The sequence below is a fragment of the Mycobacterium sp. OAS707 genome (assembly GCF_014873705.1).
Taxonomy (GTDB): domain Bacteria; phylum Actinomycetota; class Actinomycetes; order Mycobacteriales; family Mycobacteriaceae; genus Mycobacterium.
In genome coordinates, this window is the sequence record NZ_JADBDS010000003.1 from 805,818 (window position 1) to 822,679 (window position 16,862).

Below are 16,862 nucleotides of genomic sequence, written 5' to 3' on the forward strand. Positions count from 1 at the left end.
GTCGCCTACCATCGACGCTCGTGCCTGCCCACCGCATCGCCCGGCTGATCGCCGTCATCGCGGGCATCGCGGGCGTCGTGTTGTGCGGGCTGGTCCCGCTGCTGCCGGTCACGCAGACCACCGCGACCATCGCCTGGCCGCAGGCGCCGGGCCCGGACGGACTGGTCACCGACATCACGGCGCCGCTGGTCTCCGGAGCCCCGCAGGCCCTCGACGCCTCGATCCCCTGCCGGACCATCGCGTCGATGCCTGCCGCGGGCGGTGTGGTGCTGTCCACCAACCCGCCCGGCGGCATCCAGGCCACGCGCAACGGGCTGTTCGTGACGGCCAACGCGGACTCCGTCGTCGTCGCCTTCCGTGACTCGGTGGCCGCGGTGGCGCCGAGGGCGGCCGTCGCCTCCGGCGCGTGCAGCACCCTGCACGTGTGGGCCAACCCCGGCAGCGTCGGCGCCGACTTCATCGGCATGCCCGGCGCCACCGGAACGCTGGCCGCGGAGAAGAAGCCTCAGGTGACCGGCGTGTTCACCGACCTCCAGGTGGCGGCTCAGCCGGGGCTGTCGGCACGCATCGATGTCGACACCCGCTTCATCACCTCACCGACTGCTTTGAAGCTCGGTGTGATGGTGCTCGGCGTCATCTGCGTGATCGCCTCGATCGTGGCGTTGGCGGTGCTCGACCGCCGGTCCGGTCGTCGCGTCCCGTGGCGGCGGTTCTGGCGGGCCGGCCCGTCGACGTGGATCCTCGACGTCGGCGTTGTCGGCACCCTGCTGCTCTGGCATCTGATCGGCGCGACATCGTCCGACGACGGCTACAACCTCACCATCGCGCGCGTGTCCGCCGACGCCGGTTACGCGGCCAACTACTACCGCTTCTTCGGCGCGACCGAGGCGCCGTTCGACTGGTATCAGTCGGTGCTCGCGCACATGGCCGCGATCAGCACGGCGGGTGTGTGGATGCGACTGCCCGCCACGTTGGCGGCCATCGGTACCTGGCTGATCATCAGTCGCTGGGTGCTGCCACGAGTCGGTCGGCGGCTGGCCAACAATCGGGTCGCAGCGTGGACCGCGGGCGCGGTGTTCCTTGCCGCGTGGCTGCCGTTCAACAACGGCCTTCGGCCCGAGCCGTTGATCGCATTCGGTGCACTCGTCGCGTGGGTGTTGATCGAGAACACCATCGCCAGCCGTCGGTTGTGGCCCGCCGCGGTCGCGATCGTGGTGGCAGTCTTCTGCGTGACGCTGGCGCCCCAGGGTCTGATCGCACTGGCACCGCTTTTGGTCGGGGCGCGGGCGGTCGCCGGGGTGGTTCGGAGCAGACGCGCCGTCGACGGGATTCTGGCGCAGGTGGCGCCACTGGCCGCTGCGCTTGCGTTGATCTTCGTTGTCGTCTTCCGCGACCAGACGCTGGCCACGGTCGCCGAGTCGGCACGCATCAAATACAAGGTCGGCCCGACGATCCCGTGGTATCAGGACTTTCTGCGCTACTACTTCCTGACCGTCGAGGACAGCGCCGACTCCTCCCTGACCCGGCGCTTTGCGGTGCTGGTGCTGCTGGTGTGTCTGTTCGGCATGCTGGCGGTGCTGCTGCGGCGCGGCGGGGTGCCCGGCATGGCGCGCGGGCCGGTGTGGCGGTTGATCGGCGCGACGGCGGTGGGACTGCTGCTGCTCACCTTCACGCCGACGAAGTGGGCGGTCCAGTTCGGTGCGTTCGCCGGCCTGGCGGGTGCGCTCGGCGGGGTGGCCGCCTTCGCGTTCACCCGGGTCGGACTGCACAGTCGCCGAAACCTGGCGCTGTACGTCACGGCGCTGTTGTTCGTATTGGCTTGGGCGACATCAGGTATCAACGGCTGGTTCTACGTCGGCAACTACGGGGTGCCGTGGTTCGACAAGCAGCCCGTCATCGTCGGGATCCCGGTGACGGGCATCTTCCTTGCGCTGGCGATCGTGACCGGCCTGCTCGCAGGCTGGCTGCACTTCCGGATGGATTACACCGGACACACCGAAGTTGCCAACACCCGCCGCAACCGGGTGCTCGCATCGACGCCGCTGCTCGTGGTGGCGGTCATCATGGTCGTACTCGAAGTGGGCTCGATGGCCAAGGGCGCCGCGCAGCGCTACCCCGTTTACACCACTGCGAAGGCGAACGTCGACGCGCTGGCATCCGGGTTGTCGAACACCAGTTGCGCGATGGCCGACGACGTCCTCGTCGAACCCGACGCGAATGCCGGTCTGCTGCAGCCTGTTGCAGATCAGCGCTTTGGTCAGTACGGGCCGCTCGGCGGTGAGAGCCCGGTCGGGTTCACGCCCAACGGCGTCAGCGACGTCCTCGAGCCCGCCGAGCCCGTCACAGCCAATCCCGGCACGGTGAACTCGCCGGGTTCGCCGAACGAGCCCAACATCGGCATCGGGTATGCCGCGGGCACCGGCGGCGGCTACGGCCCCGTCGGCGTCAACGGGTCCAATGTCTTTCTGCCGTTCGGCCTCGACCCGAAGCGGACGCCGGTGATGGGCAGTTATAACGAGAACACCGTTGCGGCCAAGGTCACTTCGGCGTGGTATCAGCTGCCGCCGCGCACCCCCGATCGTCCGCTGGTGACGGTCGCCGCGGCGGGCGCGATCTGGTACTACGAAGAGGACGGCTCGTTCAACTACGGCCAGTCACTGAAGCTCGAATGGGGCGTGCACCGTCCCGACGGCAGCTACCAGGCTCTGGGCCAGGTGCAGCCGATCGACATCTTTCCCCAAAAGGCTTGGCGCAACCTGCGTTTCCCGCTGGCGTGGGCGCCGCCGGAGGCCAATGTCGCGCGCATCGTCGCCAACGACCCGAATCTGTCCACCGATCAGTGGTTCGCGTTCACCCCGCCGCGGGTACCTGTGCTGGAGACCGCGCAGCAGCTGCTCGGCTCGCACACACCCGTGTTGATGGACATCGCCACCGCGGCGAACTTCCCCTGCCAGCGCCCGTTCTCCGAACACCTTGGCGTTGCTGAACTTCCGGAGTACCGCATCCTGCCGAACTTCAAGCAAGTGGTGGTGTCGTCCAAGCAGTGGCAGTCCGCCGAGGGCGGCGGCCCGTTCCTGTTCATCCAGTCACTGCTCGGCACCACCACCGTGCCGACCTATCTGCGCGACGACTGGTATCGCGACTGGGGTTGGATCGAGCGCTACAACCGAGTCGTGCCCGCGTCAGTGGCGCCCAACGCCGTGATCGATGAGGGCTCGAAGCGAGTGTTCGGCTGGAGCCGCAGCGGACCGATCAGGGCGTTGCCATGAGTGGGGCGATGACGCGCGACGTCAGGATCGCGCGCTGGACGGCGACGATCGCGGGCCTGATCGGGTTCATACTCTCGGTCGCGACGCCGCTGTTGCCGGTGGTGCAGACCACGGCGACGTTGAATTGGCCGCAGGGCGGTCAACTGAATAGTGTTACCGCGCCGCTGATTTCGCAGGTGCCCGTGACCATGACGGTGACGGTGCCGTGCGATGTCATCCGCTCCCTGCCGCCGGCGGGCGGGATGGTGCTGGGCACCGCGCCGAAGGACGGCAAGCAGGCGGCGCTGCAGTCGTTGTTCGTCAATGTCAACAAGGACCGCGTCGACATCACCGACCGCAACGTGGTGGTGGCCAGCGTGCCCAGAACGCGAGTGGCAGCACCGGAGTGCCAGCGCATCGAAATCACCTCCTCGGAGGCGGGCACCTTCGCGAAGTTCGTCGGGTTGACCGATCCCGCGACGGGCAAGGAACAGAACACGGGCTTCCCCGACCCGAACCTGCGCCCGTCGATCGTCGGCATCTTCACCGATCTGACCGGGCCCGCCCCGCCGGGGCTGAGCGCGTCGGCCGTCATCGACACCCGGTTCTCCACCAAGCCAACGGCTTTGAAGCTGACAGCGATGGTGCTCGCGATCATCTCGACGATCATCGCGCTGGTCGCACTGTGGCGCCTCGACCGCCTCGACGGCCGTCGGATGCAGCGGTGGATCCCGCAGCGGTGGCGCACATTCTCGGCGACCGATGTCGTGGTGATCGGCGGCTTCGTCGTCTGGCACATCATGGGCGCCAACTCCTCGGATGACGGCTACATCCTGCAGATGGCGCGCGTCGCCGGGCACGCCGGTTACATGTCGAACTACTTCCGCTGGTTCGGCAGTCCGGAGGACCCGTTCGGCTGGTACTACAACCTGCTTGCGGTGATGACCGGCGTCAGCGACGCCAGCATCTGGATCCGGCTGCCCGACCTGGTCTGCGGAATCGTGTGCTGGCTCTTGCTATCTCGCGAGGTACTGCCCCGGCTCGGACCCGCGGTCGCAGCGAGCAAGCCTGCGGTATGGGCCGCGGGTCTGGTGCTGTTGGGCGCATGGATGCCGTTCAACAACGGCCTGCGCCCCGAGGGCCAGATCGCCACCGGCGCGCTGATCACCTACGTGCTGATCGAGCGCGCGATCATCTCGAGCCGGATGACGCCTGCGGCGCTGGCGATCCTGACCGCCGCGTTCACGTTGGGCATTCAGCCAACGGGTTTGATCGCCGTGGCAGCCCTGCTGGCGGGGGGCCGCCCGATTCTGCGAATCCTGGTGAAGCGCCACCGCATCGTCGGCACCCTGCCGTTGGTTGCACCGCTGCTCGCGGCAGGCACGATTGTGTTGGCCATCGTGTTCGCCGATCAGACGTTGGCAACGGTGTTGGAGGCCACCAGGATTCGCACCGCAATCGGACCAAGCCAGGCGTGGTACACCGAGAACCTCCGGTACTACTATTTGTTCCTGCCGACTGTGGACGGCTCGCTGTCGCGTCGGTTCGGTTTCTTCTTCACTGCGCTGTCGCTGTTCACCGCGATGTTTGTGATGTTGCGGCGCAAGCGTGTTCCCGGTGTTGCGCGCGGGCCGGTGTGGCGGTTGATGGGCGTCATCTTCGGCACCATGTTCTTCCTGATGTTCACGCCGACCAAGTGGGTGCATCACTTCGGCCTGTTCGCGGCGGTTGGCGCGGCGATGGCCGCGGTGGCCACCGTGCTCGTGTCACCCGCCGTGATGCGATGGTCGCGCAACCGCATGGCGTTCCTCGCGGCGGTGTTCTTCACGCTGGCGCTGTGCTTCGCGACCACCAACGGTTGGTGGTACGTGTCGAGTTACGGCGTGCCGTTCAACAATGCGACACCGAAGATCGCCGGGCTGACAGTCAGTTTCCTGTTCTTCGTCCTCTTCGTGATCACCGCGATCTATGCGATGTGGCTGCATTTCGCGTCGCGTGACCACGGCGAGGGCCGCATTGCGCGCGCGTTGACGGCCGCACCGATTCCGATCGCGGCCGGCTTCATGGTTGTGGTCTTCGTCGGGTCGATGACCGCGGGCATCGTGCGGCAGTATCCGACCTACTCCAATGCTTGGGCGAATCTGCGCGCCTTCACGGGTGGCTGTGGACTGGCCGACGACGTGCTGGTCGAGCCCGACGCGAACGACGGCTTCCTGACGCCGCTGCCTGGCAACTACGGTCCGCTGGGCCCGCTCGGGGGCGACAAGCCGGTCGGCTTCATTCCCAACGGTGTTCCGGAAAAGATAGTCGCCGAGACGATTCGGCAGAACCTGCCGCAGCCCGGCACCGACTACGACTGGGATCAACCCATCAAGCTCAAAGCCCCCGGCGTCAACGGGTCGACTGTCCCGCTGCCGTTCGGGCTCGATCCCGCACGAGTTCCGTTGGCGGGCACGTACATCGAGGGACCGCAGCAGCAGAGCAGGTTGACGTCGGCGTGGTACCAGCTGCCTGCGCGCGACGACGCACATCCGCTCGTCGTGATCACCGCTGCGGGCACCATCAGCGGAGTCAGTATCTTCAACGGGCGCACCGACGCTCAGAAGGTCGAACTGGAGTACGCGCGCCCCGGTCCGGGCGGCGCCCCGGTCGCCGCGGGCAGCCTGGTGCCCTACGACCTGGGACCGATCCCGTCGTGGCGCAACCTGCGCTTCCCGCGGGCGCAGATTCCCGCCGACGCCGTCGCGGTGCGAGTGGTGGCCGAGGACCGGTCGCTGACGCCGGGCGACTGGATCGCGGTAACCCCGCCGCGGGTGCCCGAACTGCGGTCGGTGCAGGAGTACATCGGCTCGAAGCAGCCCGTGCTGATGGACTGGGCGGTGGGCCTTGCCTTCCCGTGTCAGCAGCCGATGCTGCACGCCAACGGCGTGACCGAGATTCCGAAGTTCCGCATCACGCCGGACTACAACGCCAAGCGCAAAGACACCGACACGTGGGAGGACGGCCTCAACGGCGGTCTGCTCGGCATCACGGACCTGTTGTTGCGGGCGCACGTGATGGCGACGTACCTGTCCAACGACTGGGGCCGGGACTGGGGCTCACTGCGCAAGTTCGACACCACCCCTGATGCGCGCGACGCCCAGCCCGCGCAGATCGACTTCGGCACCGCGACGCACAGCGGGTTGTGGAAGCCCGGCAAGATCCGCATCGGACCCTGAAGTGGCAGACCGGATTCGGCTCGGCAACGCGGCGCTGACCCGCGTGGTCGAGTGGCAGGTCGACACCTTGCCGGTGACGGTCTTCCCGCGAACTCCGGCGCAGGCGTGGCTCGAACTCGCGGACGAGTTCGCACCGACGTTCTGGCGCGATGAGCAGTGGCGAATCGCATTGCAGATCTGGGTCGTCGAGGTGGACGGCCTCACGGTCGTGGTCGACACCGGCGTTGGCAACGACAGGAATCGGCCTCGGATGGCGGTGCTCGATCACCTGCACACCGACTTCTTGACGTCGCTGGGCAACGCGGGAGTCGACCGAGCCGATGTCGACGTCGTCATCAACACACATCTGCACTTCGATCACGTCGGCTGGAACACGATGCGAGACGGCGACGGGTGGGTACCGACGTTCCCCAACGCCCGCTACTTCGTGCCGGACGCGGATTACCGGCATTTTCATCCAGACAGCGCCGAGCAGCGCGCGGCGCCGCGGTCCGAAGAGGAGGCATCGGTGCGCGAGCATGTCCGAACGGTGTTCGCGGACAGCGTGCTTCCGGTGGAAGACCAGATCGAATTGTGGTCCGACGACTATCAGCTGAGTGAGTCGCTGCGCCTGCGTCCCGCGCCGGGTCATACCCCTGGGTCGTCGGTGGTGTGGCTGGACGCAGGCAAGCCCGCCGTGTTCGTCGGGGACCTCACGCACTGCCCGATGCAGCTGCACAGACCCGCTGATCCGTGCATTTGGGACGAGGACTTCGAGGCCGCCGCGGTGACGCGCAAGCGGGTGCTGACGGAGGCGTCGCGGCGGCGCGCTTCGGTGATTCCGGCGCACTATCCGGGCCACGGCGGCGCGACGGTCGTCGCCCGCGGCGACGCGTTCATGGTCGACGACTGGCTGGACTTGCCGGAGATTTAGGGGCGCCGCGGTCTCGGACCCCTAATACCTGAAAGTGCCCAGCTCTGGGCGACAGAGTCGCGGGCGACGACACTGTCGCTAAGAGCCGGGCGCTCAACAAAGTTGTGGTCTAGCTGGTCCGCGGGGCCCTTGGCTTGGCCCGAATCCGCGAGGTTGCCGGTGAGGTAGCAGGCGATTGCACCCCTACGAATTATCGTTTCCGCTAATTGATTTCGCCTGCGAGTCCGGATCGACCCGCTCCAGAAACTTTGCTGGAAGCCTTCTTTTTTGCAAACGCAACCGTTTATGATCATGATGCTCATCCGGCTGAATCGAGGTGGATCTCATGCATCGCACCGCTATGCCCCACATCGCCACCGCAATGGCTCTCGTCGGCGCAGGCATCATCGCGACCACTCCCATGACCGCGCCGCCTCCCGATTTGCATCCAATGAAGATCGCTACCGTCCAAGACGTTGAGCTAACGAGCTTGAGCAGTGCACTTGTGGGAGTAATCGAAGGACTCAGGACCACCGTCGACACAGGTGCGGCCTCGGTGGAAACCGGCCTGGAGCAGACGTGGTCGACGCAATATCTGGCGGTGAAAGGCCTTATCGCCGACGGCCAGAGCATCAACACCGCGATCACCACCGCAGTCGAATCGGCCGCAGGCGCCATCCCCGTCGTCGGACCCGTGTTGGTCACCGTCATCGACACCCCCCGCAGCGTCGTCCCCCAAGGGCTGGCGACGCTCGACGTGGTCTACCGAATCGGCACGCAGTTGGCGTTCGGCGCTGTCGAATTCGTCCCCCTCGAGGCAGCGAATGTCACCGATGTTGTCGCCAAGACGGTGATCGGTCTGCTCAACGCGGTGCCGGCACCGTTGGCCGTCGCGTCGACCACCAGTGCGCCGCTGAAGACCACCGCCGCGAGCAGCGTGGGCAGCAACACTGGAACAGAGACCACCCCGGTTGCTAAGCCGGGTACCCGTGCGGCCAAGGCTGTTTCCGCTGCCGCGACCGCCGCCAACAAGGCGTTCTCCCATGTCGTTTCGAGCGCCTTGAGCGGGCTGCACCCACCGAAAAAGAAGAAGTCCGCCGCAACCAACACGGTCACGACCGCATCGCCTTCGGACACGAGCGGCGATACCAAGTCGTCGGACGGCGCTGACAACACCGGTTCGTCGAAGTAGCTAGGACGTCGGCGCCGCAGAGGCTGTGGCGTTGCTCTGCAGAATGTCGTTGTGACAGTCCAGGTGCGTCTGGCCGGTCTGCTCCATGCACACCAGCACCGGTGCCTCCGTCTCCGACGGATACACCTCGTCGTTGGGCCCCGCGGTGGCGGTGGGGCTGGAGATCTCCCCCGGATATTTCGACCAGATCGTGTCATCGGTGGTCGGCAGGTGCGCGCAGTACGCCGGGACGCCTGCTTCGGTGATACCTGCGGCGCCCAACGTCGCACACTTGGCGCCGACCACCACCACCGGCAGCGTGATATTGCCAGTCGCTGCGGAGTGCCCACGCGTCCGGTCGAAAACGACGAAACCGACTGCGGCAAGGGCGATTACGACGAGGCCGGCCGCGACACCGATCATCACGCGCCGCCGTCGTCGGTTCTGCTTCTGCCCATTCCTGGCGTGCCGCGGGCCCGTCGTCGGGATTGCCAGCTTCGTCGCGTCCGCGTTGAGATTCTGTTCGTCGGCGCCGATGTGATGCGCCAGCGCGCGGGCGAAGTCGATGCACTTGTCGTAGCGGTCGCGCGGCGACTTCGCGAGCGCCTTGTCGAAAACCGGGCCGAGGCCCGCCAATTCCGGCCGTCGCTTCCCGATTTTGGGCGGGTCGGCCGTCAAGTGCTGACTGATCACCACGGCCGGGTTGGAATGCTGGAACGGCGGTGTGCCAGTGAGTAATTGGAACGCGGTGGCCGCCAGCGCATACTGATCGGCACGGCCGTCGATCTCTTCGCCCTTGAGTTGCTCAGGGGCAGAGTACGCGACGGTGCCCACGGTCATGTTGGTGCCGGTCAGCGTGCTCGACTCATCGATCCACCGGGCAATCCCGAAGTCCGCCAACATGATCCGCGCGCCGTCGGCATCGTCGTCGGTCATCAGGATGTTGGCCGGCTTCACGTCGCGATGCAGCAGGCCTTTGGAATGAGCGTAGTCGAGCGCTCCTGCGACCGCCGTCACGATCCGGGCGACCTCGTCGGGCGGCATACCCTCCTGATAGCTCTCAGCCAGCAGTCGCCCCGCGTCGGTGCCCTCGACGTAATCCATCGAGATCCACAGCTGTCCGTCGACGTCGCCGCGGTCGTGTACCTCGACGATGTGCGGGTGCCACAGCGTGGCTGCGATATCGGCTTCGCGGTTGAACCGCTGCCGGTACTCGCTTTCCGAACACACCGACGCCGAGAGCACCTTGAGCGCGTCGCGGCGGGGCAATCGCGGATGCTGGGCCAGGTAGACCTCGCCCATCCCGCCAACGCCCAGCGATCGCAGGATCGTGTACCCCGCGATCACCTCGCCTTCGGCTAGCGGCATGGGCGCATCTTAATCGCCGGTTTAGAGCGGCGTGAGACCGTGCTTGCGTTGCACTTTGGTCAAATTCTGTTTGTCCCGCAACAGCCGCAGCGACTTGCGCAGCAGCAGCCGCGTCTCGTGCGGTTGGATGACGCCGTCGATGTAGCCGCGCTCGGCGGCGATCCACGGCGTTGCCATGTTCAGGTTGTAGCCCTCGATGAAGTCGTCGCGGATCTTCTGCACCTCGGGCGCGGTCGGATCGGGGAACCGTTTCACCAGCAGCTGGGCGGCACCCTCGGCACCGATCACGGCGATCCGCGCGGTGGGCCATGCGAAGTTGAGATCCGCCGACAACTGCTTGGAGCCCATGACCGCGTATCCGCCGCCGTAAGCCTTGCGCACGATGATGGTCACCTTGGGCACGTCGGCTTCCACGATGGCGTTGAAGAACCGGCCACCGCGCTTGATGATGCCGCCCTTCTCCTCCTCGACACCCGGCATCGCGCCAGGGGTGTCGACGACGAACACCAGCGGCAGATTGAACGAGTCACAGAACCGGATGAACCCGGCGGCCTTGTCGGATGCCTCGTTGCCAACCGCGCCGGACATGTGCATCGGCTGATTGGCGATCACACCGACCGGATGGCCGTCGACGCGGGCGAACGCGGTGATCATGGACGGGCTGCGCTGCTCGGCGATTTCGAAGACGTCACCGTCGTCGAAGATCCGCAGCAGGATCTCGTGCATGTCATAGGCCATGTTGTCGCTGTCCGGCACGATCGTGTCGAGTTCGTAGTCGTGCGGGGTCAGCTCCGGCTCCAGCCCGGGGTTGATGATCGGCGGGTCATCGAAGTGGTTGGCAGGCAGGAAGCTCAGGTAGTCGCGCACATACTGGTAGGCCGCGGCCTCCGAGTCGACCACCTTGTGAATGTTGCCGCGCTGCGCCTGGACGTCGGCGCCACCGAGTTCGTCGAAGGTGACGTCCTCGCCGGTGACGTCCTTGATGACGTCCGGGCCGGTGATGAACATGTAGCCCTGATCGCGCACCGCGACCAGCAGGTCAGTCTGGATCGGCGAATAAACCGCGCCCCCAGCGCATTTCCCGAAGATCAGGGAAATCTCAGGGACCAGACCGCGCAGCATCTCATGGCGGCGGCCCAGCTCGGCATACCAGGCCAGCGAGGTCACCGCGTCCTGGATGCGGGCGCCGGCCGAGTCGTTGATGCCGATGATCGGGCAGCCGACCATGGCCACCCACTCCATCAGCTTGGCGACCTTGCGACCGAACATCTCGCCGACCGAGCCCTGGAACACCGTCTGGTCGTGGCTGAAGACGCCAACGGGCCGACCGTCGATCGTGGCGTGGCCGGTGACCACGCCGTCGCCGAACAACGCGTTGGGATCACCGGGCGTCTTGGCCAGCGCACCGATCTCCAGGAAGCTGCCGGGGTCGACCAGCGCTTCGATGCGGGCCCGGGCGCTGGGGATGCCCTTCTTCTCCCGCTTGGCGACGGCCTTCTCGCCGCCGGGTTCCTTGGCCAGTTCGAGCTTCTCGCGGAGTTCGGCCAGCAGCGCCGCGGTGGTTCGATTGGTCACTTGGCCTGCTTCTCCTCGGCGTGGATGCGGTCGATCGCCTCGCTCATATGCGCCCCGACCTTCGCAATGTACGGCTCGTCGATGGCCTGGATGTGCTCACCCCCGATGTGCACGATCTCCAGGTCCGAGACGAACTCGCCCCAGCCGCCGTCGGGCTGGCGGATGGCGTAACGCGGCTCGAAGAAGATCGCGTCGTCGTGGTAGCGGTCGGCCATGTAGAGGGTGACGTGTCCGTCGTAGGGCTGGATCTCGGCCGTCTCGAGCAGCCGGTTGTCCAGGTAGGACGTCCGCTGATGCTCGATGACGCCGCCGGGGATCTGGACGCCGCTTTCCTTGATCGCGTTCAGCACGAACTGGACCTGCCCGTCGTCGTCGAGATCCTCGAGCTGCTCGTACGGGATCGGCGGCACCTCGACGTTGAAGGTCCGCTCGGCGAACCGCGCGTAGCGGTCCCAACGGGCGCGCGTTTCCTCCTTGGTCTGCGGGATCTCCTCGCCGGGCCGGACCATGTCGATCAGCCCGACGAAGCGGACGTCGGCGCCCGCACGCTTCAGGCCGATCGCGCAGGCGTAGGCCAGTGCACCGCCAAGCGACCAGCCGACCAGGACGAACGGCCCGTTGCCGCCCAGCTCCAGCAGCTTCGGCAGATACTGGCGTGCGCGTTCCTCAACCGAGCCCTCGACTCGTTCGAAGCCGTACATCGGGGTGTCCTGCGGCAGCCGCTTCAGCAGCGGCTCGTACACCACCGTCGAGCCGCCGGCCGGGTGGAAGACGAACACCGGCGTGCTGTCGGATCCCTCCTGCGGCGCACGCAGGGTGCGGACGAACCCGTCGATCTCACCGGCCTCGAGGTACTCGCGCACAATCGTGGCCAGCGCCTCGATCGTCGGCGAGTTCTTCACGTCATCGACGGTGATGGTTCCCTCGGCCCGTTCCGAAAGCCGTTGTGCCAGTTTCTCGGCGGTCGCATCGTCGAGTGTGGGCAGCGCGTTGAAGATGCCGCCCGGCGACTTGCCGGTGACGATCGCCCACGTCGCGAACGTGACGCGCTCGGCGGCCTCACGCGGCGGCACGTCGGCGCCGAGCGCCTCGGTGACGGCCTCCTGGGTCAGCACCTGCGCGGCCAGCGACGCAGCTGACGGCTGGTCCGGGCCCGCCGGATTGGTCGGTGGCGGCGGCACGGCCGGCCCACTGGGATCGGTTGGGGGCGGCGGAATGTCGCTTGCCCTGGCGGTGCCCGCACTGGTGAGCGCATCTTCGACCTCGGCCACAGTCGACGCGCCGCCCATCAACTGAGCCTGTTCGGCGGCGATCTCCTCAGGCGTCAATTCCTTCTGATGCTCGGCGAGCTGCTCGACCTCGTCGCGGTGCTCGATCGCGTATTCGATCAGCTTCTCCACCGCGTAAAGGTTCGCGTCTCGCACCGCGGTCAGCTGAATCGGCGGCAGGTCGAAGTCGTACTCGACACGGTTCTTGATCCGCACCGCCATCAGCGAGTCGAGGCCGAGTTCGATCAGCGGCACCTCCCACGGCAGGTCCTCGGGCTCGTAGCCCATCGCACCGCCGACGATCGTGCCAAGCCGGTCACGCACGGTCTCGCCGGAATCAGGCGACCACTTGGCAAAGCCTGCACCGAGATTCGCGCCCTGCGTCAGGTTGTCCTGCAGGATCTCCGCACTGTCCGGTTCTTCCTCGACGACGGACGTTGCGGTAGGCGCCGCGACCGCGACTCCTGCACCCACTGCGGCCGGCAGAGGCGCGGCCTGGCCACCGCGTGCGACGACCGCGTCGTAGACCAACGTGAAGGACTCGTCGATGCGGGCGTGCACCTGAACCGTCGCTCCGCCGGGGTGGCGCGTCAACGTCGTCACCAGTCGCGCGCCCTCGCCGGGCACCGCGCGCTGTTCGAACGCCGTCAGCTTCGCATCCGGAATAACCTGTGCCGCAGCGGCTTTCACCAATGCACCGAGGTCGGGCTGGCCCTTCGGAGCGAACTCCCAGACATGGCGACCGTCGGGTGTGGCGACGTGGTTGCCGGGCATCATCACTGAGCTGTCGCCGGTGAACTTCGCGTCCAGCCAGTGCGACTTGCGGCGGAAGCGGGTTGGCGGAATATTCGCATATTCACCGCGCTGGAAAAGCGTCCGGAAGTCCAGATCGTGACCGTGCACGAACAACTGCGCCAAGGCCGACGTCATCGAGTCGACCTCGTCCTGCTTGCGCGCCAGCGTCGCGATCAGCTGCGCGTCGTGCAGCCCCGCAGCCGCGGTGGTCAGGCCAACCTGCATGAGGGCCACCGGATTCGGTGCCAGCTCGAGGAAAGTGGTGTGGCCGTTGTCGACGGCATTGCGAACGCCCTGGGTGAAGTAGACGCTGTGGCGCAGCCCCTTCTTCCAGTACTCCACGTCGTGGATCGCCTCGCCGGGCCGGATGTATTTGCCCTCGTGCACCGTCGAGAAGTAGCCGATGGTGATCGGATGCGGCTGGATGCCCTGCAGTTCGGCGGCGAGCTCACCGAGCAGCGGATCCATCTGCGAGGTGTGGCTGGCGCCCTTCGTCTGCATCTTGCGCGCGAACTTGCCTTCCTGCTCGCAGCGCTCGATTATCGCGTCCACCTGGTCGGGTGGACCGCCGATGACGGTCTGGGTGGGCGCGGCGTACACGCACACCTCGAGGTCCTTGAAGTCGGCGAACACCGTCTCGATCTCCTCGGCCGAATACTCGACCAGGGCCATGAGCCGGATCCATTCGCCGAACAGCATCGCCTCGCCTTCACCCATCAGGTGCGCACGCGCACAGATGGCCCGGGTGGCATCCTCGAGTGACAGGCCGCCTGCGAAATATGCCGCGGCCGCCTCGCCAAGCGACTGTCCCACCACGGCAGCCGGTTTCGCGCCGTGATGCTTGAGGAGCTCGCCGAGCGCGATCTGCAGGGCGAAGATCACTGTCTGGACTACTTCGATCGGGTAGTCGCAGGTCTCGTTGGTGTAGTCGATCCGGTCATCGAGGATCAGCTCGACGATCGAGTAGCCACGTTCATCCTGGATCAGCGCGTCGACTTTGTTGATCCACTGCGCGAAGGTCTCGTTGCGCAGATAGAGGTTCTTGCCCATCTTGCGGTGCTGCGCACCGAATCCCGCGAGCACCCACACGGGCCCGTTGGTGACAGGTCCGTCGGCGGTGAACACGTTGGGGTTCTGCTTGCCTTCGGCCAGCGCGCGCAGACCCTTGATGGCCTCGTCGTGGTCGTGGGCGAGCACGACCGCGCGCGAGCGACCGTGGTTGCGCCGCGACAGCGATCGACCGATCGACTCCAGCGACGACGCCCGGCCCTCGGGGCTGTCGATCCAGTCGGCCAGCTCGGCTGCGGTCGCCTTCTTACGGGACGTCAGGAAGCCTGAAACCGCGAGCGGCACAACGGGAGTGGGCTGCTCGGAAGCCTCGAGCTCCTCGCGGGCGACCTCGAGCAGGCGCAGCGCCTCGTCGGTGAGGCCCGGCAGGTCCGGCTCGTCATCGGCGACGTGAGCGGGCCGGTCAAGGCCGTCGCTATCGTCTTCTGCGGAGTCGATGAACTCGCCGTACTCGTCCATGCGCACGCCGCCGACGTACACGGCGTCCGCGTCGGATTGCTCCGCTTTTTCGGGCTCGGCGTGCGGCTGCGGTTCCGGCTCAACGAGATCCGACGGCAACACCTCACGCAGCACCATGTGCGCATTGGCGCCGCCGAAGCCGAAGCCCGACACACCGGCGATCGCGTGACCGCTGTAACGCGGCCAGTCGGTGACGGTGTCGGCGACCTTCAGCCGGACAGCTTCGAAGTCGATGTACGGGTTGGGACCTGAGTAGTTGATCGACGGCGGGATCTTGTCGTTCTTCAGCGCCAACGCCATCTTCGCCAGGCTGGCGGCGCCTGCGGCCGACTCCAGGTGGCCCACATTGGATTTCACCGCGCCGAGCAGCGCCGGCTTGTCTGCCGGACGGCCCCTGCCGACGACGCGGCCGAGCGCGTCGGCCTCGATCGGGTCACCGAGGATGGTGCCGGTGCCGTGCGCCTCGATGTAGTCGACGTCGCGGGGGTTGATGCCCGCGTCCTTGTATGCCGTGCGCAGCACCTCGGCCTGAGCATCCGGGTTGGGCGCCAGCAGCCCGTTGGACCGGCCGTCATGGTTGACCGCGCTGCCCGCGATGACCGCCAAGATCTCGTCGCCGTCGCGTCGCGCGTCCGAGAGTCGCTTGAGGACGAGCATGCCGCCGCCCTCGGAGCGCGCGTAGCCGTCGGCGTCCTTCGAGAACGACTTGATCCGGCCGTCCGGTGCCAGCACCCCGCCGACCTCGTCGAAGCCGATCGTGACCAGCGGGGTGATCAGCGCGTTGACGCCGCCGACCACTGCCACGTCGGCCTCGCCCGAGCGCAGCGCCGCGACACCCTGGTGTGCGGCCACCAACGAACTCGAGCATGCGGTGTCGATGGCCATCGACGGGCCGCGGAAGTCGTAGAAGTAGGACACCCGGTTGGCGATGATCGAGCTCGTTGTCCCGGTGATCGCGTACGGATGCGCGATCGACGGGTCCGAGACGCTCAGGAAGCTGTAGTCGTTGTTCGAAGCCCCGATGTAGACACCGACGCGCTCGCCGCGCAAGCTCGATGCCGGGATGCGCGCGTTTTCCAGTGCCTCCCAGGTCAATTCGAGGGCCATCCGCTGTTGCGGGTCGACGTTGTCGGCCTCCATCTTCGACAGCGTGAAGAACTCGGCGTCGAAACCCTTGATGTCAGAGAGGTAGCCGCCGCGGGTGCGGGCCTTCGCCACGCGTTCCGCGATCCGCGGCTCGTCTAGGAACTCCTCCCACCGGCCGGGGGGTAGATCGGTGATCGCGTCGCGGCCCTCGAGCAGCGCCTGCCACGTCTCGTCGGGGGTGTTCATGTCGCCGGGGAAGCGGGTGGCGATGCCCACGATCGCGATGTCGTCGACATCGCGGGTGCGCGACCAGTCCTCACCGCTGTCGGACATGTCGACCTCGGGCTCGCCCTCGACGATCACGGTCGCCAACGACTCGATGGTCGGATGCCGGAACGCGACCGTCGCGGTCAGCGTCACACCGGTGAGGTCCTCGATGTCGCTGGCCATGGCGACCGCGTCACGTGACGACAGGCCAAGCTCGACCATCGGCGTCGCGTCGTTGATCGCATCGGGTGCCTGGCCGGTTGCGTTGGCGATCCAGTTGCGCAGCCACTCGCGCATCTCGGCGACCGTCATATCAGTACGCGCAGGCGTCAGCGGCTTCTCCGGCGCGAGCTGGAACTCCTGCTCGGCCGCGGGTTGCGAATCATCGTGTGTATCAGTCATTTTCACTTCACCTTCGATGGACGCTTCGATGGACCACGCGCCCGT

At 66.7% G+C, this 16,862-nt stretch carries 7 protein-coding genes; 4 read left to right on the forward strand and 3 right to left on the reverse strand.

Features of this window, described 5'->3' with window-relative positions; all coding sequences use genetic code 11:
* Window positions 1-20: 20 nt before the first annotated feature.
* From GGC64_RS22155 to GGC64_RS22170, 4 genes are all read left to right on the forward strand, one after another.
* The gene (locus tag GGC64_RS22155; RefSeq protein ID WP_192724662.1) at window positions 21-3,269 is read left to right on the forward strand and encodes an arabinosyltransferase domain-containing protein; all 3,249 of its coding nucleotides are present in this window, start codon (window positions 21-23) and stop codon (window positions 3,267-3,269) included.
* On the forward strand, window positions 3,266-6,466 hold the full coding sequence (locus GGC64_RS22160; RefSeq protein WP_225952133.1) for an arabinosyltransferase domain-containing protein: 3,201 nt from the start codon (window positions 3,266-3,268) through the stop codon (window positions 6,464-6,466). Before GGC64_RS22155 ends, GGC64_RS22160 begins: the two co-directional genes overlap by 4 nt.
* Before the next feature lies 1 nt (window position 6,467).
* Window positions 6,468-7,379, forward strand: a complete 912-nt coding sequence (locus GGC64_RS22165) for an MBL fold metallo-hydrolase (RefSeq protein WP_370582241.1) — start codon at window positions 6,468-6,470, stop codon at window positions 7,377-7,379.
* Between the two features lie 325 nt (window positions 7,380-7,704).
* On the forward strand, window positions 7,705-8,550 hold the full coding sequence (locus GGC64_RS22170) for a hypothetical protein (RefSeq protein ID WP_192724664.1): 846 nt from the start codon (window positions 7,705-7,707) through the stop codon (window positions 8,548-8,550).
* On the opposite strand, the gene GGC64_RS22175 is transcribed toward GGC64_RS22170, so the two are convergent.
* Genes GGC64_RS22175 through pks13 form a run of 3 tightly spaced genes read right to left on the reverse strand, consistent with a single transcriptional unit; the run spans window position 8,551 to window position 16,817 of the window.
* Window positions 8,551-9,897: a serine/threonine-protein kinase gene (locus GGC64_RS22175; protein ID WP_192724665.1), complete on the reverse strand. Its 1,347-nt coding sequence runs from the start codon at window positions 9,895-9,897 to the stop codon at window positions 8,551-8,553.
* Between the two features lie 21 nt (window positions 9,898-9,918).
* Window positions 9,919-11,472, reverse strand: a complete 1,554-nt coding sequence (locus GGC64_RS22180) for an acyl-CoA carboxylase subunit beta (protein WP_192724666.1) — start codon at window positions 11,470-11,472, stop codon at window positions 9,919-9,921.
* Window positions 11,469-16,817: a polyketide synthase Pks13 gene (gene pks13, locus GGC64_RS22185; RefSeq protein ID WP_370582242.1), complete on the reverse strand. Its 5,349-nt coding sequence runs from the start codon at window positions 16,815-16,817 to the stop codon at window positions 11,469-11,471. The genes GGC64_RS22180 and pks13 overlap by 4 nt, the downstream gene beginning before the upstream one ends.
* Between the last annotated feature and the right edge of the window lie 45 nt (window positions 16,818-16,862).

Bases quoted from the DNA above. Each gene is read 5' to 3' on its own strand.
- GGC64_RS22160 (WP_225952133.1), top strand. From the start codon at position 3,266: ATGAGTGGGGCGATGACGCGCGACGTCAGGATCGCGCGCTGGACGGCG.
- GGC64_RS22170 (WP_192724664.1), top strand. From the start codon at position 7,705: ATGCATCGCACCGCTATGCCCCACATCGCCACCGCAATGGCTCTCGTC.
- GGC64_RS22175 (WP_192724665.1), bottom strand. From the start codon at position 9,897: ATGCCGCTAGCCGAAGGCGAGGTGATCGCGGGGTACACGATCCTGCGA.
- pks13 (WP_370582242.1), bottom strand. From the start codon at position 16,817: ATGACTGATACACACGATGATTCGCAACCCGCGGCCGAGCAGGAGTTC.